Annotated in this window: 13 protein-coding genes; 1 reads left to right on the top strand and 12 read right to left on the bottom strand. The window is 63.1% G+C overall.

Annotated features, from left to right (window positions below; all coding sequences use genetic code 11):
- Positions 1-76: 76 nt before the first annotated feature.
- The 10 genes from P3T18_RS17335 to P3T18_RS17290 all read right to left on the bottom strand — a co-directional run bounded on the left by P3T18_RS17335 (position 77) and on the right by P3T18_RS17290 (position 13286).
- Complete coding sequence (locus P3T18_RS17335; RefSeq protein WP_429301583.1) at positions 77-1438, bottom strand: metallopeptidase TldD-related protein; 1362 nt, start codon at positions 1436-1438, stop codon at positions 77-79.
- Entirely contained in the window at positions 1438-2874 is a 1437-nt protein-coding gene (locus tag P3T18_RS17330) for a TldD/PmbA family protein (protein WP_429301194.1), read from the bottom strand. The genes P3T18_RS17335 and P3T18_RS17330 overlap by 1 nt, the downstream gene beginning before the upstream one ends.
- Positions 2867-4549, bottom strand: a complete 1683-nt coding sequence (locus P3T18_RS17325) for an ABC transporter ATP-binding protein (protein WP_429301193.1) — start codon at positions 4547-4549, stop codon at positions 2867-2869. The genes P3T18_RS17330 and P3T18_RS17325 overlap by 8 nt, the downstream gene beginning before the upstream one ends.
- A complete protein-coding gene (locus tag P3T18_RS17320; protein ID WP_429301192.1) occupies positions 4546-5661 on the bottom strand; it encodes an ABC transporter permease in 1116 nt (371 codons plus the stop codon). Before P3T18_RS17320 ends, P3T18_RS17325 begins: the two co-directional genes overlap by 4 nt.
- On the bottom strand, positions 5615-6667 hold the full coding sequence (locus P3T18_RS17315) for a microcin C ABC transporter permease YejB (protein WP_429301191.1): 1053 nt from the start codon (positions 6665-6667) through the stop codon (positions 5615-5617). The genes P3T18_RS17320 and P3T18_RS17315 overlap by 47 nt, the downstream gene beginning before the upstream one ends.
- Before the next feature lie 17 nt (positions 6668-6684).
- Complete coding sequence (locus P3T18_RS17310; protein ID WP_429301190.1) at positions 6685-8607, bottom strand: extracellular solute-binding protein; 1923 nt, start codon at positions 8605-8607, stop codon at positions 6685-6687.
- Between the two features lie 180 nt (positions 8608-8787).
- Entirely contained in the window at positions 8788-9564 is a 777-nt protein-coding gene (locus P3T18_RS17305) for an energy transducer TonB (protein ID WP_429301189.1), read from the bottom strand.
- Entirely contained in the window at positions 9561-9980 is a 420-nt protein-coding gene (locus tag P3T18_RS17300; protein WP_429301188.1) for an ExbD/TolR family protein, read from the bottom strand. The genes P3T18_RS17305 and P3T18_RS17300 overlap by 4 nt, the downstream gene beginning before the upstream one ends.
- Positions 9981-10004: 24 nt before the next feature.
- The gene (locus P3T18_RS17295) at positions 10005-10616 is read right to left on the bottom strand and encodes a MotA/TolQ/ExbB proton channel family protein (protein WP_429301187.1); all 612 of its coding nucleotides are present in this window, start codon (positions 10614-10616) and stop codon (positions 10005-10007) included.
- Positions 10617-10754: 138 nt separating this feature from the next.
- Entirely contained in the window at positions 10755-13286 is a 2532-nt protein-coding gene (locus P3T18_RS17290) for a TonB-dependent receptor (protein WP_429301186.1), read from the bottom strand.
- 34 nt (positions 13287-13320) lie between these two features.
- On the opposite strand from P3T18_RS17290, the gene P3T18_RS17285 reads away from it, so the two are divergent.
- Positions 13321-13683, top strand: coding sequence for a hypothetical protein (locus P3T18_RS17285; protein WP_429301185.1), 363 nt, complete (start codon positions 13321-13323; stop codon positions 13681-13683).
- Positions 13684-13867: 184 nt separating this feature from the next.
- On the opposite strand, the gene P3T18_RS17280 is transcribed toward P3T18_RS17285, so the two are convergent.
- Together P3T18_RS17280 and uvrA are read right to left on the bottom strand one after the other, a co-directional pair.
- Complete coding sequence (locus P3T18_RS17280; protein ID WP_429301582.1) at positions 13868-14452, bottom strand: helix-turn-helix domain-containing protein; 585 nt, start codon at positions 14450-14452, stop codon at positions 13868-13870.
- Between the two features lie 567 nt (positions 14453-15019).
- Positions 15020-20911 carry an excinuclease ABC subunit UvrA gene (gene uvrA, locus P3T18_RS17275; protein WP_429301184.1) on the bottom strand — a complete coding sequence of 1964 codons (5892 nt, stop codon included), beginning with the start codon at positions 20909-20911 and terminating at the stop codon, positions 15020-15022.
- Positions 20912-20950: the final 39 nt, after the last annotated feature.

The following is a 20950-nucleotide window of genomic DNA, read 5'->3' as shown; positions in this document are numbered from 1 at the left end:
ATACGCGCCGGAAACGGCGGCGCCCAACCCCGCGGCATGCGCGCGGCGGGGCGAGACCCAAGACGCTCCCGCGCTCTCACAACGTCAGTTCGAACGACCGCGTCAGAATGCCCGGCAATTGCATGCCGCCCGTGGCGCGCTCGCCCCAGGTGGAGTCGCTCAGCAGCAGTTCGGCTTGCGCGCCGAGCCGTTCCAGTTCACTGCCCAGCAGACGGTACAAACTGTCGTCGAAACGCATGGCTTCAAGCGGCGCGACGATCTCGCCGTCTTCCACCCAGAACGTCGCAAAGCGGGTCATGCCGGTGAGGCGGCAGTTCATGCGGTCGGAGAAATTCACGTACCAGAGATTGCCGATGTAGAGGCCCGTGCCGAGGGTCGACAGAATCTGCTCGTCGGGCAGATCGCCCGCATTCATCGCGAGCGCGGCGGGCGATTCGTTCGACAGCGCACCGTTGGGCGTCAACCCGTATTCACGCGCGCTGCGCGCATTGGTGAGACGTTGCACGCTGCGGCCGGCGTCGATGAGCGGCACGCTTTCGCGCAGATAGCCGTCGTCGTTGAAACCGGGCGTGATGCCGAGATTCAGGTCTTCGCTGAGGCTCACGCGCGGGTCGAGCGAGACTTCGCCGGTATGCAGCCGGTACAACTCGCTGCGCGACGTGGCCTGCGCGCGCGCGGAAAAACCGCTCCAGGCGGCCACGCCCAGCAATTCGGCCAAGGCGGCGGGCGCAAGATACGAACGGTAGCGTCCGGGCGCCAGCGCGCGCGGCGTGCGTGCCAGCACGGCGAGTTGCGCGGCGGCCTGCTCCACCTTGCGCGCGAACACGGCGTCGCTCCAGTCGTCGCCCGCGTACGTGGTCTTGATCGCGCGGCCGCTCGGGTCGTAAAGAGACCAGCTGAAATTGAAGTTGTCGACTTCGTACCAGCCACGGCTGCCGCCGGTCGACGCGAAACCGCGCACGATCGTGCCGCCCGCATAGAAGCCGACGAAATCGAGTCCGCGCGCGCAGTCGGCCACGGTGCGCAAGAACGCTTCCGGTTCGGGCAGACGGCCGGATCGCTGCGTGGCGCGCTGCCATTGGGTCGTGTCGTAAAGCAGATGCGGATCGTCGGCGGCGTCGCGCAAACCTTCACGCAAGGTGGCGAGCGCGGCGCTCACTTCATCGAGATCCTGTTGCAGATCGCCGCACACGGTCAGCGTGGAATACGCCTGACGCGGCCCGTCGATCAGACGCAAGGTCAGCTTGCCCTGCGAGACGCTGCCGGTCTGCCGCACCTTGCCGGCGTTGAAGCGGATGAAGTCGGACTGTTCGCCCGCAAACGAACTCAGCGTGATTTCGGAGCCTTGCTGCGAGCGCTCGATCGCGTCGGCGAGCGACGTGAAATGCGTCTGCCAGTCGAACGATGCAGCGGCGCGCGAAGACATGAACTGGCTCATCATGCGCCTCCGAACACGTCGATGTTGCTGAACACGCAGGCCGGCGACGCATGGCCCACGCGAATGATCTGCGCCGGTTCGCCCTTGCCGCACATCGAGGTGCCGTAGACCTCGCGCGTGCTTGCATTGCCTACCGCGCTCAGGCTGCGCCAGAAATTCGCGGAAATGCCACGGTAATTCGGCTGTTTGACGATCTGCCCGAGCTTGCCGTTTTCGATCAGTTGCCCGAACTCGCAACCGAACTGGAATTTGTTGCGATGGTCGTCGATCGACCAGGACGTATTGGTGCGCATCAGAATGCCGTGTTCGATGTTGGCGATCATCTCGTCGAGCGAACTCGTTCCGGGTTCGATGTTCAGGTTCGCCATCCGGTCGATGGGCGGACGGTTCCAGTTCGAGGCACGCGAGTTGGCCACGCCCGGCATATGCGCGCGTTGCTGCGAGAGCGCGCCGCCGAGCGGCCGCTCCAGCACGCCATGGCGAATCAGATACTGTTTGTGCGCGGCGGTGCCGTCGTCGTCGAACGCATAGGCGGCGGCTTCTTCGCGCAGGTCCGGGTCGAAGGTCACGTTCAGCAGCGGCGAGCCGTACTGATAGGAACCGAACATCTCCTGCTTGACGAAACTCCAGCCCGCGAAATTGCGTTCGTCGCCGAGAATGCGATCGAGTTCGAGCGGATGACCGATCGACTCGTGAATCTGCAGCATCATCTGATCGGGCATCAGCAGCAGATCGCGCTTGCCGGAAGGGCAATTCGGCGCGGCCAGCAATTGCAGCGCCTCGTTCGCGACACGCACGCCGGAGCCTTCGAAGCCGAAGCGCGCCAGCACTTCCATGCCGCCCTGCCCGAGCGTGCCGTAATTGCCGCCGAGCGTGCGCACCTGGGTGTCGCCGCCGGCGTGCGCCGCGACGCTCAGTTGCGGCATCACGAAGCGGAACTGCTGGTCGATCCGCACGCCGTCGCCGGTCATGTAGAACTGGTCGGTCTGCGTGATCTGCACACCCGCCACCCGTTCGACGATGCGTGCATCGAGATTCGCATTCGCGCATTCGCGGCCGAGCAGATCGAGCCATTCGGCGCGCGAAGGCAACGCCTGCGACACATTCGGCGACGCGTACTGTCCGCTGGCCTGCGGCCGCGCCACTTCACGATGGTCGATCAGCGACAGCGACGCGCTCGCCTCGGCCCGCGCCGTGGCGATGTCGAGCGCAGCCTGCAAACCGGCCGCCGAGAGATTGGCCGTGGCCGCATAGCCCGCACCGGCGCCGACCCACGCGATCAGCATGGCGCCGCGATCGCGCACCGTGCGCAGCGGTTGCGCGATATCGTTGCGCACCTCGTGGTCGTCGATCTGTTCGTCTACGATGCGCAGAGACCAGAAGGCCGCGCGGCTTGTCAGCGAGCGGGCGGCCTGCGCCCAACGTTCGTCAATCATTCGAGGCTCTCTGCGAGATTAGCTGTTCAGGGTCTGCCGCAACCGGCCGCATGGGCGGCGGAAACATCAGCGACGACGCCAGCAGCGACTGCGTGTAAGGATGCGACGGCGCGTGCAACACGTCGATCGTGTCGCCGGCTTCCACGATGCGGCCCGACTTCATCACGATCACGCGATGCGCCATGGCTCGCATGACCGCCAGATCGTGCGTGATGAAAAGATAGCTCAGCTTGTACTTTTTCTGAAGCTCTGTCAGCAGATTCAGCACCTGCTTCTGGATCGACACGTCGAGCGCGCTGGTCGGCTCGTCGAGCACCAGCAGTTCGGGTTCGACGGCAAGGGCGCGCGCAATCGCGATCCGTTGACGCTGTCCGCCGGAAAACTCGTGCGGATAGCGCTGCATCGAATCGGCCGGCATGCCGACTTCTTCCAGCAGACGCGCCACGCGAGCACCGCGCGCGCGGCTGTCGATTTCCGGCCGATGCATGGCGAGCCCTTCGCCGACGATCTGCTCGACGGTCATGCGCGGCGACAGCGAGCCGAACGGGTCCTGAAACACCACCTGCATGCGCGCGTACAGGGCCCGGCGCGACTGCGCGGTTTTCAGGGTCGACAAAGGCATGCCGTCGATATGGATATGACCGGCAGCGGGTTGCTGCAAGCCGAGCACGGTGGCCGCCAGGGTCGATTTACCCGAACCCGATTCGCCGACGATGCCGAGCGTCTCGCCGCGCCGCACGCTCAGATCGACGTCGTGAACCGCGCGGAACGTGGAGCGTTTGAACATCGCGCGCCAGCCTTTTTCCGCCGTACGATAATCGACCGCGAGTCCCTGCACTTCGAGCAGACGTCGCGCGCCCGGCGCAACCGGTTCGATCGTGCGCTGCGGTTCGCTGTCGAGCAGACGCTGCGTGTACGGATGCCGGGGCGCGGCGAACAGCGCCTCGGTGGTGTTGGTTTCGACCAGCACGCCCTTTTCCATCACCGCCACGCGTTGCGCGAACCGCCTGACGAGATTCAGGTCGTGCGTAATCAGCAGCACGGCCATGCCGCGTTCGGCCGCTTCCTGCTCCTGCAACTCGATCAGCAGATCGACGATCTGCTGGCGCACGGTCACGTCGAGCGCGGTGGTGGGTTCGTCCGCGAGCAGCAGACGCGGACGGCAGGCCAGCGCCATGGCGATCATCGCACGCTGACGCTGACCGCCGGACAGTTGATGCGGAAAGCTGTCGATACGCCGCTCCGGTTCGGGAATGCCGGTGCGCCGCAGCAGTTCGATACCGCGCTCGCGCGCCGCATTCGGCCGCAGACCTTCGTGCAGCCGCAGACTCTCGGCAATCTGCTTGCCGATGGTGAAGAGCGGATTGAGCGCCGTCATCGGTTCCTGAAACACCATCGCGACATCGGCGCCGCGAATGCCGCGCATCTGCTGCTCGGTTTTCTGCAACAGGTCTTCACCGTCGAGCAGCATGCGTCCGCTCAACTCGGCCTGCTCGACCAGACGCAGAATGGATAGCGCGGTCACGCTCTTGCCCGAGCCCGACTCGCCCACGAGCGCCACGCGTTCGCCGCGCGCAATCGAAAGGCTCAATTCCTGCACCGCGACTTTTTCGCCGAAGCGCACGGAAAAGCGCTCGATTTCCAGCAGCGGTTTCGCCGCCTTGATGACGCTCATCGCGGACCTCCGCCGAAGGCCGAACCACGCGAGCGCGTGTCGAGCGCATTGCGCAGCGCGTCGCCCATGAAGGTCAACAGCAGCAGCGTGACGACCAGCGCAGCGAAAGCGGAAATCGAAATCCACCACGCGTCGAGATTGTTCTTGCCCTCCTGCAGCAACTCGCCGAGGCTCGGCGTCGGCGGCGGCACGCCCAGACCGAGGAAGTCGAGACTCGTGAGCGAAAGAATCGCCGCGCTCATGCGGAACGGCAGAAACGTGATCACCGGCGTGAGGCTATTGGGCAGCACATGGCGCCACATGATCTGCCAGTTCGACAGGCCCATCGTGCGGGCGGCTTTCACGTAATCGAGCGAACGGTTGCGCAGAAATTCGGCGCGCACGTAGTCCGACAACACCAGCCAGCCGAACATCGACAGCAGGATAAAGAGCAGCCACAGGGTGGGCTCGAAAATCGACGCGAAGATGATGAGCAGGTACAGGTCGGGCATCGAACTCCAGATTTCGATCAGACGCTGTCCGACCAGATCGGTGCGGCCGCCGTAAAAACCCTGCACGGCGCCGGTAAGTACGCCGATCACGACGCCCGACACGGTCAGCGCGAGCGCCATCAGCACCGACAGGCGGAAGCCGTACAGAAGCCGTGATAGCACGTCCCGTCCGTATTGATCGGTGCCGAGCCAGTTGTTCGCGGACGGCGGCGCCGGATACGGATGCGCGGCGAAATAGTCGATGGTGTCGTAGTGAAAATGATTCGGCGGATAGATCGCGAAGTTGCCGTTCGATTCGAGCCGCGACCGGATATACGGGTCGAGATAATTGGCGCGCGCCGGAAAATCGCCGCCGAACAGTTTCTCCGAATAGTCCTTCACGATCGGGAAATAGTAGTGGCCGTCGTAGCGCACCACGAGCGGGCGATCGTTCGCGAGCACTTCGCCGAGCAGGCTGATCACGAATAGCGTGACGAAAATCACGAGGCTCCAGTAGCCGAGCCGCTGGCGCCGGAAGCGCAGCCACGTGCGACGCCACGGCGATAGCGACGCCGCGTGCGCCACGCCGGCCGCCTCAGCGGTCCAGGCGGTTGAATTGGATGCGGGGGTCGACGAGGACATAGCAGACGTCAGCAATGAGTTTGGTTACGAGGCCGATCAGCGTGAACAGAAAGAGCGAACCGAGCACGACCGGGTAATCGCGGCGGATCACGGAGTCGTACGAGAGTTGGCCCATGCCGTCGAGCGAGAACAGGGTTTCGATCAGCAGGTTGCCGTTCAGAAAGGCCCCCACGAAGGCGGCGGGCAAGCCGGTGAGCAAGGGAATCGCGGCATTGCGCAGCACGTGCTTCCACAACACGTCTCGCTGCGGTGCGCCCTTCGCGCGAGCGGTCAGCACGTACTGCCGGCCGATTTCCTCGAGGAAGGTGTTCTTGGTCAGTATCGTGACGATCGCGAAGTTGCCGACCACCGACGCGGCCACCGGCAGCACGATATGCCAGAGGTAGTCGAGCACCTTGCCGAATGCGCTCAGTTCGCCGAAGTTATCCGACGTGAGGCCGCGCATGGGAAACACCTGCCAGAACGTGCCGCCGCCGAACAGCATCAGCAGCAGCACGCCCAGCACGAAACCCGGGATCGCGTAGCCGGTCAGCACCAGCACGCTCGTGACGGTGTCGAAACGCGAGCCGTTGCGCACCGCTTTCGCGATACCCAAAGGCACCGATATCAGATACGTCAGCATCACCGTCCACACGCCGAGCGTGATCGAAACAGGCAGCTTGGAGCGGATCACCGCCCACACGCTGTCGTGCTGGAAATACGACTGACCGAGATCGAACGTCGCGTAGTGTCTGAGCATCAGCAGATAGCGTTCGAGCGGCGGCTTGTCGAAGCCGAACTGCTTCTTGATCTGTTCGAGCTGCTGCGGGTCCACGCCCTGACTGCCGTGATAGCCGCCGGCACCCGCCCCCGCTTCTCCGCCACGGCCAGCGCCGTGGCGGAGTTGCGTCATCACCTGTTCGACCGGCCCACCCGGCACGAACTGCGTGACGACAAAAGTCAGCGTGACCACGCCGAGCAGCGTGGGCACCATCAACAGCAAACGTCTAAGAATGTAGGCGAGCATGCCATCCCTCCATGAACTCAGTGGGCCGCGGTCGCAACGGTCTTCGCAGACGGCTTCGCGTACCAGTAGCTGATGACCCAGTCCTCGTACTGATACGACGTCGGCACGATGTCGGGAAAGCCGAGCGTGGTCTTGTAGCCGATGCGCGCGCCCGGCGCGTAGTACTCCGGCACGAGATAGAACGAGTTGATCAGCACGCGATCGAGCGCGCGCGTGGCCGCCTGCAGATCGTCGATGGTGCCGGCGGCGAGCGCGGCGTGAATCAGCGAATCGACGGCTTTCGAGCGGATACCGGGATAGTTCTCCGAGCCGACCTGTGACGCGGCCGCGCTGCCGAAGCGGCGCTCCAGCTCCGCACCGGGAATCGTCACCGGCGGATAGATGAAGGTGGTCATGTCGTACTCGAAGTTGTCCATGCGCTTCTCGTACAACGCGCTGTCGATCTCGCGCATATGCGCCTGAATCCCCAGCGTGCCGAGCGCCTGCATGTACGGCAGGATCAGACGGTCCATGCCGGGCTGGTCGTCGATGATCTCGATGGTCATGGGCGTGCCGTTCGCGTCGCGCAGTGCGCCGTCGCGATAGGTCCAGCCAGCTTGCGCCAGCAGATCGCGCGCGATGCGCAGATTGCCGCGCAGCGAGTTCGGCGCGATCGTATCGGGCTGCTTGAGCATCGGACCGAACACCTCCGCCGGCAGGCTGTCGCGATACGGTTCGAGCAGCGCGAGTTCCTTTGGCCCCGGCATGCCTTTCGCGCCGAACGGGCTGGCGTCGAAATAACTGTTGGTGCGGCGGTACTGGCCATAGAACATCATGCGGTTCATCCAGTCGTAGTCGAACGCCATGGTGAGCGCGTGACGCACGCGCGCGTCCTGGAACATCGGCTTGCGCAGGTTCATCAACAGGCCCTGCATCTGCGCGGGACCATCCGCGAAATTGCCTTTTTTGAGCAGGCCGTTATCGAAGTTCTTGCCGACGTATTTGCGCGCCCACTGCGTGGCGCTGTACTCGACGATCACGTCCGCGTCGCCCGCCTTGAACGCTTCGAGCTGCGTGTAGTGATCGTGATACAGCTTGAACGTGATGCTCGCGAAGCGGTACATGCCGCGCCGCGACGGCAGATTCTCGGCCCAGTAGTCAGGATTGCGCCGATACGTGATCTGCTTGTCGTTCTTGCGCGATTCGACCAGATACGGGCCGCTCGCAATCGGCGCCTGCGTCGCGATCTGATCGAACGGCGCGCGCGTGCCGTCGGCGCGCATGCCCCACTTCGGCGAGAAAACCGGCAGGTCGCCGGCGATCAGCGGCGCGTCGCGTTCCGCATGTTTGAACTCGAAACGTACCGTCGATCGGTCGACCACCACGGCACGCCTGATGACCGAAAACTCGGCGTTGTAGACCGGCGAGGCCTGCGCGCTGGCAAGCGTGTCGAAGGAATACTTGACGTCGGCCGCCGTGATCGGATCGCCGTTCGAAAAGCGCGCAGCCGGATTGATGTGGAACGTCGCCGAACTCAGGTCTGGTGCGACTTCCACGTCGTCCGCGATCAACGGATATTCGCTGGCCAGTTCGTCCCAGCTGCGCTGCATCAGCGTATCGAACATCAGATGCTTGACGTCCGGCGCGGGCGCGCCGCGCACCAGAAACGGGTTGAGCGAATCGTAGCTCTGCAGTTCATCGAAGTTCTGAAAACTGAGCGAGCCGTCGGTGGGCGCCGTGGGATCCGCGTAATCGAAATGCGTGAAATTCGCGGGATATTTGGGCTCGTCGTACTGCGAGATGGACGGCCGTGCCTGCACGGGCAGCGCCGTGAAAGCGAGGCTCGCTCCAGCCGCCAACGCCAGCAACGGTATGGCGCGCAAGGCCGAAACCGGCAACGGAGCGGACACGCGCGCGTTCGTCCGAGCGGCGCGCGGCCAGCGAAACTTCACAAGTCTCATCGTCGAAATGCGGGAAGACGCGCGCCGGCGGCAAGCCGGCGCACGGTACGTCGAAATCGGCGCGAGCGGCAGGCCGTGCCGCCGCTCGCGTTCCTTGCCATCAGCGCAACCACATGAGCATCGACGAGCGCCGCCACGAGCGCGACACTGCCGCGCTGGCCGCCGCGCCCGTCGACGCGCTTACTGGTCGTCGTCGCTCGGTGCGGTCTTGAACGAAAACGCCACTTCGCCCACGTACGGCTCCGCGTTCTTCTCGCAACGATACGCCTTGGCCGCCGTGGTGACGGCTTCGTTGAACACCGAGGTCGGCGGCGTCACGCGCACGATCTTCACGTCGCTCACGCTGCCGTCCGTGCCGATGGTCAGATGCGCGATCACCGTGGCCGAGATGCCGTCCTGCAACGCGCGCCGCGGAATCTGCGGCTGCACGGCCTGACAGTGGCCGCGACCGTCCACCACGCCATGCAGCGCGGGCGGCGGCGCAGGCTGTGCCGGCGCGGCTGCCGCGGTCGCCGGACCCGGCGCCGCGTTTTCGGTGGCGAGCGCCGGCGCGTTCGCGTTCGGATTCGCGGCCGGCGCGATATTGGCCGCTTTCGGCGTGGGCGACGGCACGGCTGGCGGCGGCTTGGGCGTCGGCAGCGGTTTCGGCTGGACCTGCTTCGGCACCGGCTTGTCCGGCTTCGGCGCGGGCGGCGGCTCGAGCTTCTTCACCTCGGGTGGCGGCGGAGGCGGCGGCGGGGGCGCCATCTCCACCTGCATCACTTTGCGCTCGGGCGGCGGCGGCTGTTTGAAGCTCACCTGCGACAGTCCGGCGACGATCAGCAGCTCGACCACGATCGCGATCCCGACGGCCGTCTTCATGGACATGCGGCCATGATGCGCCGGCGTGGACGATGCCCAGAGTGCGCCGTTCAGGCGACTTTGCGGGTCTTTCATGTCGAGTACCGGAGAGCTCATGTCGTCGGATTGGTCGCCAGTGCAACCGAGCTGATGCCCGCCGCGCGCACCAGATCCATCACCTTCACGATGTTCTTGTAGCTGGTGCCTTCGTCGCCGGCGATCGCCACGTCCACCTTCTTCGAATCATGCACGAGCCCCTGCAGGTGCGCGGTGAGTTCGGTCGCGGTGACGGGCTTGGCGTCCAGATAGATCTCGTCGGTCTTGGTGACGCCGATCGACACCTTCACGGTCTGCTGCAACTGTTCGGCCGTGCTCGATTGCGGCAGATCGAGCTTGATGCCCGCGCCCTGAATCATCTTCAGCGTGGCGAGCATGAAGAACACCAGCAGGAACATCATGATGTCGATCATCGGAATGATCTCGATGCGCGCCTTCTCTTCCGCGCCCAGGTAATGGCTGCGATGGTTACGCATGATCCTTCTCCTTCGAAGCGGTTATCAGGCGGCGAACCGCGACACGAGCAGCGACTTGATGAGGTCGAACTGGTTGACCGTCATGCGGATGCGCTTGTTGAAGTAATTCAGGAAGATCACGCAGATGATCGCGATGGTCAGGCCGCAGGCTGTAGCCGTGAGTGCATGGCCGATACCGCCGGTCACGCCGTTCGGGTTCGCGGTGCCGCTCGTGCCGAGCACGTTGAACGACTCCACCATGCCGATGATCGTGCCGAGCAGACCCAGCAGCGGACCGAGCGTCACGGCCGTATCGAGAATCCACAGATTGCGGTCGAGGCGCGGCATCTGGAACATGATGGTTTCTTCGAGCTCGCGCTCCACCACCGCTTCCGGCTTGCCCTGCACTTTCAGCGCGCTCTTGACGAGCTCGCCCTGCACGGTCTGCTTGTAGTGCTCGGCAACCTTCTGCGCGTCGGAGAGATTGGCCGGCTCGACCATCTTCAGATCATGTTCGAGCGTCTTGCCCGCCTTGACCGCTCGCGAGAAGAACATGAAGCGCTCGACGATGATCGAGATGCCCAGCAGGAAGATGAAGGCCAGAAGCGGAATCAGGCCCATCGATTGAACTGAATAGTTGATAAGGGTATTGAGCACGGGGAACTCCAAAGTACGTCTCTAACAAAGTTGAGCCGCTCCGGTTTCGGATACCGGAAGCCGGAGCGGCCGACCGACTAAACAGACTGCGGGTAAATCACCAACAGCGGCATGTCACGACATCACGACATCACGACATCAGAAGCGATACGTGGCACCGACCTGGAAGAAGCGGCCGATGTTGGTATAGAGCGACTGGTCGTAACCCGTGATGTCCGGCGTGGCTTGCCACTCGACGTCGAACGGCGGCTTGCGGTCGAACAGGTTGTTGATGCCGCCGTAGATCGTCCAGTTCTTGAAGCCGCGATACGTGGCGACGAGATTGAACTGGCTATACGAGGCCACCGACAGCGTGCCGCCGTCGCCGAATTCCGTTGCCACTGCATTGGTGTACGGACCGGTGTATTGCCAGGTCAGCGTCGTGGTCAGCTTGCGGTAGTCCCAGCTCAGGCTCGTGTTGCCCTTCCAGCGCGGATTACTTGCACCGAACGGCTGCAGCAGCGCGAGGTTGTTGCCGGCGAAGTCCTGCGTCGGCGCACCCGGGCTGTTCAGCTTGAAGTGCCACACGTAGGCCCAGTCGCCTGCCAGCGTGAACGTGCCGTATTTCGTGCCGACCGACTTGCGGAAGTTCATGTCGAAACCGTCGGTGTCCAGCGAGCCGAGGTTGATGAACTGCTCCTTCAGGTAGGCAACGGTGCCGTCCGGATTGCGGACCACCGACGACGGATCGTTGGCGTCCAGCACCGCGTTCGGATCGTTGGTGCCGATCACGCCGTCGATGTGAATCTTGTAGAACGCCGCGCCGATATCCGACGACGAATCCGGTGAAAGCTGGAAGCCGATGTTGTAGTTCTTGGTGTGCTCGGGCTGCAGATTCGGATTGCCGTTGACCTGCTCGGTCGTGAAGCGCTTGGTCGGCGTGCCGCTCGGATCGTTCGGATCCACCAGATTCTGGTGCGCCAGATACGTGGCCTGCGAGTTCTCCACCAGCGTCGGCGCGCGGAAGCCACGGCTATACGACGCGAACGTCGTCAGCGCCTGGACCGGCTGGAAACGCAGGGCGAAGCTCGGCGAGAACGCGCCGCCGAAATCGCTGTAGTGGTCGTAACGGCCGGCTTGCGTGAACGTCAGGTTGCGGATGATCGGAATGTCGACCTGGTAGTACACGGCCGCCACGTTGCGCTCGCCGTCCACGGTCTGCACGTTGGCCGGCGCGGTGATGCCCTGCGCGCTGTAGGTGCGCGAGTTGATCAGGTTGCTCTCGTGACGGAATTCCGTACCGAAGCCGAGACCGACCGGACCGCCGGGCAGGTTGAACAGATTGCCCGTGGAGGTTTTCGCCGTCACGCTGTCGAGCTTGGAGATGGCCTGCTCGTAGTCGTTCTGGAACACGCCGTTCAAACCGTTCGGCGTGGCCGACGGGTTCGAGAAATCGAACACGCCGTTTTGCAGGATGTTCTCGACACCCGCCACGTTCAGGATGTTCTTGTACGTGGTGTCGACCGTGCTCTGCGAGTGGCCGTAGTCCGCGGACCAGTCCCAGTCACCGAACTTCGCCGTGGTGTACGAACCCTTCACGCCGGTCGACGCGCGCCAGAAAGTCGATACCGTATCCGCCGACACCGTGTTCGGGAACGTGTAGTTGATCGGCGCCGCCACGCCGAACGGGTTGTACGGATTGGCCGCCGACACCGTGCGGTTGATCGGCAATGCCGAGCCCGTCAGCGGATTGAACGCGTTGGTCGTGCTGCTCAGCGAAGCGGGACCTTCGTTCTGCAGGGTCTCGTTGCGGCTCACCCACAAGTCGCCGTAGGCCTGCACGTCGTCGTTGATCTTGAAGGTGCCGTGCACCTTCGCGTTCAGGCGCGTCGTCGAAGGAATCAGCGAGGTCTGGCTAGCCGGATTTGACTTGCACTCCGCACCGCCGTCGGCCGACACGCTGCCCGGAGGACACGGGCTGAGCGCGGTCTTGGTGCCGTCCGGCGCGGTCCAGTACGACTGCTGGTTCGGACCCAGCGGACCCGCGAGACCGCCCGGGAACTGGCTGAAGTCCTGGCCGGCCGTCATCGAGCGGTCGGCGAGCGACGAACCGCTGTCGCGGTAATAGCTGGCTGCGGCCGTAATGTTGAAGCGGTCGGCGTTCAGATCGCCGAAGCCGCCGAGTACGCCGAAGTTGCCTTGCGCGTCGCCGGGATGCTGCGCCTTGCCGAGCTGGCCGTCGATCTGCAAGCCCTGGAAATTTTTCTTCGTGATGATGTTGACCACGCCCGCGATCGCATCGGAACCGTACACGGAAACCGCGCCGGTCTTCACGATGTCGATGTGATCGACCATATTCAACGGGATCGAGTTGACGTCGAAGAAGGTGTCGGTGAAGTTCACCGCCTTGCCGTAGTTCGCCACCCGTTGTCCGTCCACCAGCACCAGCGTGTACTTCTCGCTCAGACCGCGCAGCGCGATACCGCCGCCGCCTTGGGCCGAGCTGTTCATGGTCGATTGGCTCCAGCTGCTGCCCGAGTTCGCCGACGTGCCGCGCAGGAAGTCAGCCACGGTCGTGTAGCCGCTCTGCTCGATTTCCTTTGGCGTGATGGTCTGCACTTCCGTGTTGCCCACCTTGTCCGACGTGCGGATCAGCGAGCCCGTCACTTCCACGCGCTGAAGCTTCGTCACGCTGCCCGCGTCCGCTGCACCGGCGGCCGGCGTCGTGGACGTGGCGGCCGGCGTCGCTTCGGACGTCGATGCGGAACTACCGGTCGTGGCCGGCGGGCTTTGTGCGAAAACCGGCGCGGCAATAGCGGCCGACAACGCGAGTTCTGCCCAAAGTATTCTTTTGATGGCCAACGCCAATGCCCTTTGTTTCATTTTCCCCTTCTCACTCGTCAGTAAGACCCACACCCTGTTGTGCAAAGAAAAGTCTTGTGAACTTCTCCGCTCGATTTACAAACACGACGCACCACGTATTGCCAGACTTGCCCCGTATCCGTGCATTAATGCCTTTCCGTTCAAATCACGCATAAACGATCCGGGCGTGCACGGGCAATCCGGCTTTATAAAAAAGCAGTCCTAATTTCTTGCAATAAACCAGAGAGTTTCTTTCGAAACCATTTCACACCGGATCGATTGCGACACTCACCGGCATGCGACTTCCATCAAGCGCTTCTCTGCAGCAACGCAAAGATCGATGCTATGTACACCTAATGTTTATTTACTGATTGCTTTGCAACTTTCGCTGTGTCTATGCGTCTATCTGTCTAGAACAATCTCGGCGTACCGACCCAGACAAGCACAGTCTCTTCACCTGCGGTGTTGGCCCACGCGTGTGGAACCGTCGACTCGTAATGCGCGGTGTCACCCGCTTGCAACACAAAGGTCGTACCTTCGAGCGTGAGGGAAATCTCCCCGCTCATCACGTACAAAAATTCTTCGCCGGCATGCGTCGTGACTTCCGAGGGCTGCTGGCCCGCCGGCATCTTCACGAGAATCGCTTCCAGCTTCCTGCTGTCCGACAGATTCGTCAGCCTGCCGAACAGGTTGGTCGAATCGGCAAATCCAAAGTACTTCAACTCGTTGCCTCGACAGACCGAACCGGCTTCAGTCGGCGTGTCGACGAAGTACTGCACTGTCACACCCAATGCGCGCGCAATGCCGACGAGAGAAGTGATCGACGGTGCGGCCTGTCCACGTTCCACCTGCGACAGAAACGGCTTCGAAATGCCAGCTGCCGTTGCCGTGTCTTCCAACGTGCGCTTGAGCCTGTGGCGCAATGCGCGAATCTTTCTACCTATGGCCCGCGTTGCAACCGCGGCTTGTTCCTTGTTATCGGGTGGCGGAAACATAGCAAGACAGAATCGTGTAGTCAAAATTTGTTTGATATAAGCAAATATTGTTTCATCCGGCGCGAAGTACCTCGAGAGAGACTTGTATGAAATGAACGGCGCTCGCGAGCGACGCAGACCAGCACCGCATCTGCACCGCTCTACGACGGCGAGAACTTCGACGCGAGCGAAAGCCGTGGCCACCAAAGTGGTCACTGTCTTTTCGAATCGACGTGGAAGGCCCAAAGACTGTAGAGCGCGCCCCGATGACAGAGCGCGGCATGTCTCGCCGGCCGCGCGCTAATCGTTGTAAGAGCGCGTAATGGATGAGGACAATATCAAAACAAAAACGGGCGTCAAACTTTTTTTGATCAAAACATACTTATTTCGAACGCCCTCTCCTATTAGATGTTTCGCTCTAGATTGCGCCTGTGTTGTTCATAAGGCACGCATGGCCAGAACATGGAGAACTAAACAAATTCGCTATAAGTCGCTAAACAATTCGAATAGCGGAAATGCAAACGGCCTGCATTGCTTCATTGCAATGCAGGCCGTGCCTTTTAATGGTGAATGATTTATTCGCGCATGCTATCCATTGGTGCCTTCATTTGCTTCGACTGGTGCAACGCGAACATTTTCAGTGCGCGCGAGTACCGGTTTCAATGCGGCGCCAGTGTGACTTGCTCGCACCTGCACGAGTCCTTCGGGATGGGTAGCCGCGACGATCGAGCCGCCTCCTACACCACCTTCGGGACCCAGGTCGATGATCCAGTCGGCTTCGGCGATCACATCCAGATCGTGTTCGATGACGACGACACTATGGCCGCCGTCCGCGAGACGATGCAGTACGCGTATCAATTTAGCGACGTCGGCCATGTGCAAACCGACCGTGGGCTCGTCGAGCACATAGAGCGTGTGCGGCGGCTTCTGACCACGACGTGTGATGTCGTCGCGCACCTTGCTCAATTCGGTGACCAGTTTGATGCGCTGTGCTTCGCCACCGGACAGCGTAGGCGACGGCTGACCCAGCGTGAGATAGCCGAGGCCGACATCTTTCATCAATTGCAAAGGATGCGCGATGTTGGAGATGGGCGCGAAGAACTCCACGGCTTCGTCGATCTCCATGGTGAGCACGTCGCCGATATTCTTGCCGCGCCAGGTGACCGCGAGCGTTTCCGGATTGAAGCGCTGCCCGTGACACACGTCGCACGGCACCTTGACGTCGGGCAGGAAGCTCATGCCGATGGTTCGCACGCCTTGCCCTTCACACGCGGGGCAACGTCCTTCGCCGGTATTGAACGAGAAGCGCGACGCCGTGTACCCACGCGCACGCGCTTCGAGCGTACCGGCGAACAACTTGCGGATCGCGTCCCACACGCCGATATAAGTTGCCGGACACGAGCGCGGCGTTTTGCCGATCGGCGTCTGGTCCACTTCGAGCACGCGGTCGATGGTCTCCCAACCGGTGATCGACTCGCAGCCCTGCCATGCATGCGTGACGTTGAGCGGTGCACGCGGCGCGGTGCGCGCCAGTACACTCGAACGACGGTTCGCCGCCGGCTTTTCTTCCGCCGCCGCGCGCGCGCGCCGCGTGGCCGGCGACGACAGCACCGAGCGCCCCACTGCGTCCAGCAGATTCGCCATCAACACATCACGCGCCAGCGTGGATTTGCCCGAGCCGCTCACGCCGGTCACGGCGACGAGCCGCGATAAAGGAATGCCGACCGTCACGTTGCGCAGATTGTGCAGATTGCCACCGTGCACCGTCAGCCAGTTTTCCGGCACGGCGGCCGCGCGTTTGCCCGGCGCCACGACTTTGCGGCGCGCTTGCAGCGGATGCACGATCGGCGAAGCCAGGAACTGGCCCGTGAGCGAATCCGGTTGCGCGGACAGGTCGGCCACGCTGCCTTGCGCGATCAGCGTGCCGCCGCGCTTGCCCGCGCCCGGCCCGATGTCGATGATGTGGTCGGCGCGGCGGATGGTGTCTTCGTCGTGCTCGACCACCACCAGCGTGTTGCCCTTCTCGCCGAGCTTGCGCAATGCATTGAGCAGGATCTGGTTGTCGCGCGGATGCAAACCGATGGTGGGCTCGTCCAGCACGTAACAGACGCCTTGCAGATTGCTGCCGAGTTGTGCCGCCAGCCGGATGCGCTGAGCTTCGCCGCCCGAGAGACTCGGGGCCGCGCGATCCAGACTCAGATAACCCAGGCCGACTTCTTCCAGGAACTGCAAACGGCTGCCGATTTCGCTCACCACGTCGCGTGCGATTTCCGCGTCGCGGCCGCTCATTTTCAACGTCTCGATCCACTTGCGCGTATCGGAGACGGTCCATTGCGCCACATCGACGATGGCCTGCGCGTTGAACGTGACCGCGCGCGCCGTGGGATTCAGACGCGTACCGGCGCAATCCGGACACGGTTCATCGGCGAGACCTTCCGGCTCCTGCTCCTCGGACGGCAAACTCTGTTCGCGGCCGCGATTGTCTTCGACCACGATCGTGTCGTCGTAAGCTGCGCGTTGCTCGCGCGTCAGGGCGAGGCCCGTGCCCACGCAGGTCGTGCACCAGCCGTGCTTGCTGTTATACGAGAACATGCGGGGATCGAGTTCGGGATAACTCGTGCCGCACATCGGACAGGCACGCTTGGTCGACAGCACCTTGACGGTGCCGAGCTTCGCGGTTGCCTTGCCGCCGCTGATCGCGTCGTGCAGACCGTCGAGCGGCGCGAGCAGATGCATGACGCCCTTGCCGATTTCCAGCGTCTGGTCGAGCGCCGCGCGCAGTTCGGCTTCGTTATTCGCCGACACGACGAGGTCCGCCACCGGCAACTCGATCGTGTGTTCGCGGAAGCGGTCGAGCTTGGGCCACGGGTCCACCGGCACAAATTCGCCGTCGACACGCAAATGGGTATTACCGCGTGCCTTCGCCCATTTCGCCAGATCGGTATAGACACCCTTGCGGTTCACCACCAGCGGCGCGAGGAAACCGACGTGCTGGCCCTTGTGATCGCGCAACAACTGCGCGGCGATGGATTCGGTGCTCTGCGATGTCACCGGCGTGCCGTCGTGGATGCAATGCTGCAAACCCAGCTTCACATAAAGCAGCCGCAGAAAGTGCCAGACTTCCGAAGTGGTCGCGACGGTACTCTTGCGGCCGCCGCGTGACAGGCGTTGCTCGATCGCGACCGTCGGCGGAATGCCGTACACGGCATCGACCTCGGGACGCCCTGCCGGCTGCACGATGGAACGCGCATAGGCGTTGAGCGATTCCAGATAGCGGCGCTGACCTTCATGAAACAGGATGTCGAACGCCAGCGTGGACTTGCCCGAACCGGACACGCCCGTGATCACGTTGAATTTGCCGTGCGGAATATCGACGTCGAGCGATTTCAGATTGTGCTCGCGCGCGTTGACGATGCGCACCACGTCTTCGCCTTCGATGGCTCGGCGCGCACGCGCCGCGCTCAAGGCTTTCTGCAATGGCAGACCTTGCGACTCGGGTTCGAGCGCCGTGTTCATGGCGCGGTCGTATTGCAGCAGCGCTTCGCCGGTATGCGATCCTGCACACTGCTTGACCTGTTCCGGCGTGCCGGCGCACAGCACACGCCCACCGCCGTCACCGCCTTCGGGGCCGAGGTCGATGATCCAGTCGGCCGCGCGGATCACGTCGAGATTGTGTTCGATCACGATCAGCGAATGACCGCCCGCCAGCAGCTTGGCAAACGCCTGCATCAATTTGGCGATGTCGTCGAAATGCAGCCCGGTGGTCGGCTCGTCGAACATGAAAAGACGCTTGGCCACCGGCTGTTTCGAATTGCGCGCGCTGCGCGCCTGCGCCGCTTCCGCGAGGAAGCCGGCGAGTTTCAGACGCTGCGCCTCGCCGCCCGATAACGTGGGCACCGGCTGACCGAGCTTCACGTATTCGAGACCGACGTCGACGATAGGCTGCAGCACTCGCAGCACTTCGGCGTCTTTGGAGAAATAGGCCGCGGCCTCGCTCACAGTGAGTTCCAGCACGTCGGCAATGCTCAACGCGCGCGCCGGTTCGCCACGCTCGATTTTCACTTCGAGCAGTTCGGCACGATAACGGCGTCCGTCGCAATCCGGGCAACGCAGATAGACGTCGCTCAGGAACTGCATTTCGATGTGCTCGAAGCCCGAGCCGCCGCAAGTCGGACAACGGCCGTCGCCCGAGTTGAAGCTGAACATGCCGGGACCGTAGCCGCGTTGCTGCGCGAGCGGCGCCTTGGCGAACAGCTTGCGGATTTCGTCGAACGCGCCCACGTAACTCGCGGGATTGGAGCGCGCCGTTTTGCCGATCGGCGACTGGTCGACGAACACGACGTCCGTTACCTGATCTGCGCCAGTCAGGCTGCGGAACGCGCCGGGGGATTCGGTGGCGAGACCGAAGTGCCGCGCCATGGCCGGATACAGCACGTCTTGCAGCAACGTGGACTTGCCCGAGCCCGACACACCCGTGACCACCACCAGCCGTTCCAACGGAATCTCGACGGTGACGTCGCGCAGGTTGTGCTCGGTCGCGCCCGCGAGCACGATGCGCGGCGTGCCGGCATCGACGGGACGCTGCGACCAGTGCGCCGCGTCCGCGACGTGGCGGCGGCCGCCGAGATATTCACCCGTGAGCGTGCCCGACGAGCGAATCGCTTCCGGCGCGCCGTCGTAAATGATGGCGCCGCCGCGCTCGCCGGGACCCGGCCCCATGTCGATCAGCCGGTCGGCCGCGAGCATGACCGATGGGTCGTGCTCGACGACCACCAGTGTGTTGCCCGCGTCGCGCAGACGATGCATGGCTTCGACGATCCGGTTGAGGTCGCGCGGATGCAGCCCGATGCTCGGCTCGTCGAGCACGAATAGCGTTTTGGTCAGCGACGTGCCGAGTGCCGTGGTGAGGTTGATACGCTGCACCTCCCCGCCCGACAGCGTGCGGCTCTGGCGGTCGAGTGTGAGATAGCCGAGGCCGACGTCGCACAGATATTTGAGGCGCGTGCGCACTTCGGCGAGCAGCAGTTTGAGCGCGTCGTCGAGCAGCGCACTCGGCAGGCTGATTTCGTCGAAGAAACGCCGGATACGCTCGATCGGCAACAGCATCAGGTCGTGCACCGTCAGCCCCGGCAACGCTTCCAGTTGCGCGCGTTGCCACTCGACACCGCGCGGCATGAAGCGTTTAGCCGGCTCCAGCACGTCGTCTGCGTTCTGCCTGCTGCCCAGACGCCACAGCAGCGACTCGGTTTTCAGGCGCGCGCCGCCGCATGTTTCGCAAGGCGTGTAGCTGCGATACTTCGACAGCAGCACGCGGATATGCATCTTGTACGCTTTCGATTCGAGATACTCGAAGAAGCGCTTCACACCGTACCAATGCGTCTGCCACTTGCCGTTCCAGTCCGGCGAACCGTTGATGACCCAGTCGCGCTCGGCGTCGGTCAACTCGCCCCAGGGCGTGCCGCGACGGATATCGGCTTTCGCCGCATAGCGCATCAGGTCGTCCTGACATTCTTTCCAGGCGGGCGTTTGCATCGGCTTGATCGCGCCGTCGCGCAGCGTCTTGCGCGCGTCGGGAATGACGAGCCCGAGATCGACGCCGATGACACGGCCAAAACCGCGGCAGACTTCGCACGCGCCGTAGGCCGAGTTGAACGAGAACAGCGCCGGCTGCGGATCGGCATACCGCAGATCGCTTTCCGGGCTATGCAAACCGGTGGAAAAACGCCAGATTTCCGGCTCGGCCTCTTTCGCTTCGGGCGCCTCGGGCGCGGCGGGCAGCACATAAATATTGACGCGCCCGCCACCTCGCTTGAGCGACGCCTCGATGGCCTCGACCACGCGCTGCTTATCCGCCGAACTCAGCCGGAAACGGTCGGCCACCACGTCGAGCAGCTTGCGCCGCCCCGTGGGCGAATCGACCTCGCGCTGCGCCTGCACGCGCGTATAGCCGCTGGCCGACAGCCACTGCTCCACTTCCTGTTCGGACGCGGACTCGGGCAGTTCGACCGGAAACGTGACGACCAGCCGCGGGTCGTCTTGCGCCGCGCGTTCGAGCAACTCGGCGTAAATGGTTTCCGGTGTGTCATGACGGACCTGCCGCGCGGTCTGCCGATCGAACAGCTCGGCTGCGCGTGCGTAGAGCAGCTTCAGGTGATCGTTGAGTTCCGTCATGGTGCCGACGGTGGAACGCGAACTGCGCACCGGATTGGTCTGGTCGATCGCGATAGCGGGCGGCACGCCGTCGACCCGGTCGACTTGCGGACGGTCCATGCGATCCAGAAACTGCCGTGCGTAGGCGCTGAAGGTCTCGACGTAGCGCCGCTGCCCTTCCGCGTAAAGCGTGTCGAACACGAGACTCGATTTACCCGAGCCCGACGGCCCGGTGACAACCGTCATCTCGCCGGTTCGTACGTCGAGATCGACGTTCTTCAGATTGTGCTGACGCGCGCCGCGAATGCGGATTAAATTATTGGAAGCCAATTTTTGCTTTCAGATCAGTTAGTTGATGTGAAATTTCAC

The sequence above is a fragment of the Paraburkholderia sp. GAS199 genome, from assembly GCF_050436585.1.
In the GTDB taxonomy this organism is placed as follows: Bacteria; Pseudomonadota; Gammaproteobacteria; order Burkholderiales; family Burkholderiaceae; genus Paraburkholderia.
This window is presented reverse-complemented; position numbering and strand designations above follow the sequence as displayed.

What these genes read in the sequence shown, in the direction of transcription:
- P3T18_RS17305 (WP_429301189.1), bottom strand. Translation starts at nt 9,564, where the DNA reads ATGAGCTCTCCGGTACTCGACATGAAAGACCCGCAAAGTCGCCTGAAC.
- P3T18_RS17335 (WP_429301583.1), bottom strand. Translation starts at nt 1,438, where the DNA reads ATGAGCCAGTTCATGTCTTCGCGCGCCGCTGCATCGTTCGACTGGCAG.
- P3T18_RS17330 (WP_429301194.1), bottom strand. Translation starts at nt 2,874, where the DNA reads ATGATTGACGAACGTTGGGCGCAGGCCGCCCGCTCGCTGACAAGCCGC.
- P3T18_RS17300 (WP_429301188.1), bottom strand. Translation starts at nt 9,980, where the DNA reads ATGCGTAACCATCGCAGCCATTACCTGGGCGCGGAAGAGAAGGCGCGC.
- P3T18_RS17325 (WP_429301193.1), bottom strand. Translation starts at nt 4,549, where the DNA reads ATGAGCGTCATCAAGGCGGCGAAACCGCTGCTGGAAATCGAGCGCTTT.
- P3T18_RS17320 (WP_429301192.1), bottom strand. Translation starts at nt 5,661, where the DNA reads ATGTCCTCGTCGACCCCCGCATCCAATTCAACCGCCTGGACCGCTGAG.
- P3T18_RS17310 (WP_429301190.1), bottom strand. Translation starts at nt 8,607, where the DNA reads ATGAGACTTGTGAAGTTTCGCTGGCCGCGCGCCGCTCGGACGAACGCG.
- P3T18_RS17315 (WP_429301191.1), bottom strand. Translation starts at nt 6,667, where the DNA reads ATGCTCGCCTACATTCTTAGACGTTTGCTGTTGATGGTGCCCACGCTG.
- P3T18_RS17280 (WP_429301582.1), bottom strand. Translation starts at nt 14,452, where the DNA reads ATGTTTCCGCCACCCGATAACAAGGAACAAGCCGCGGTTGCAACGCGG.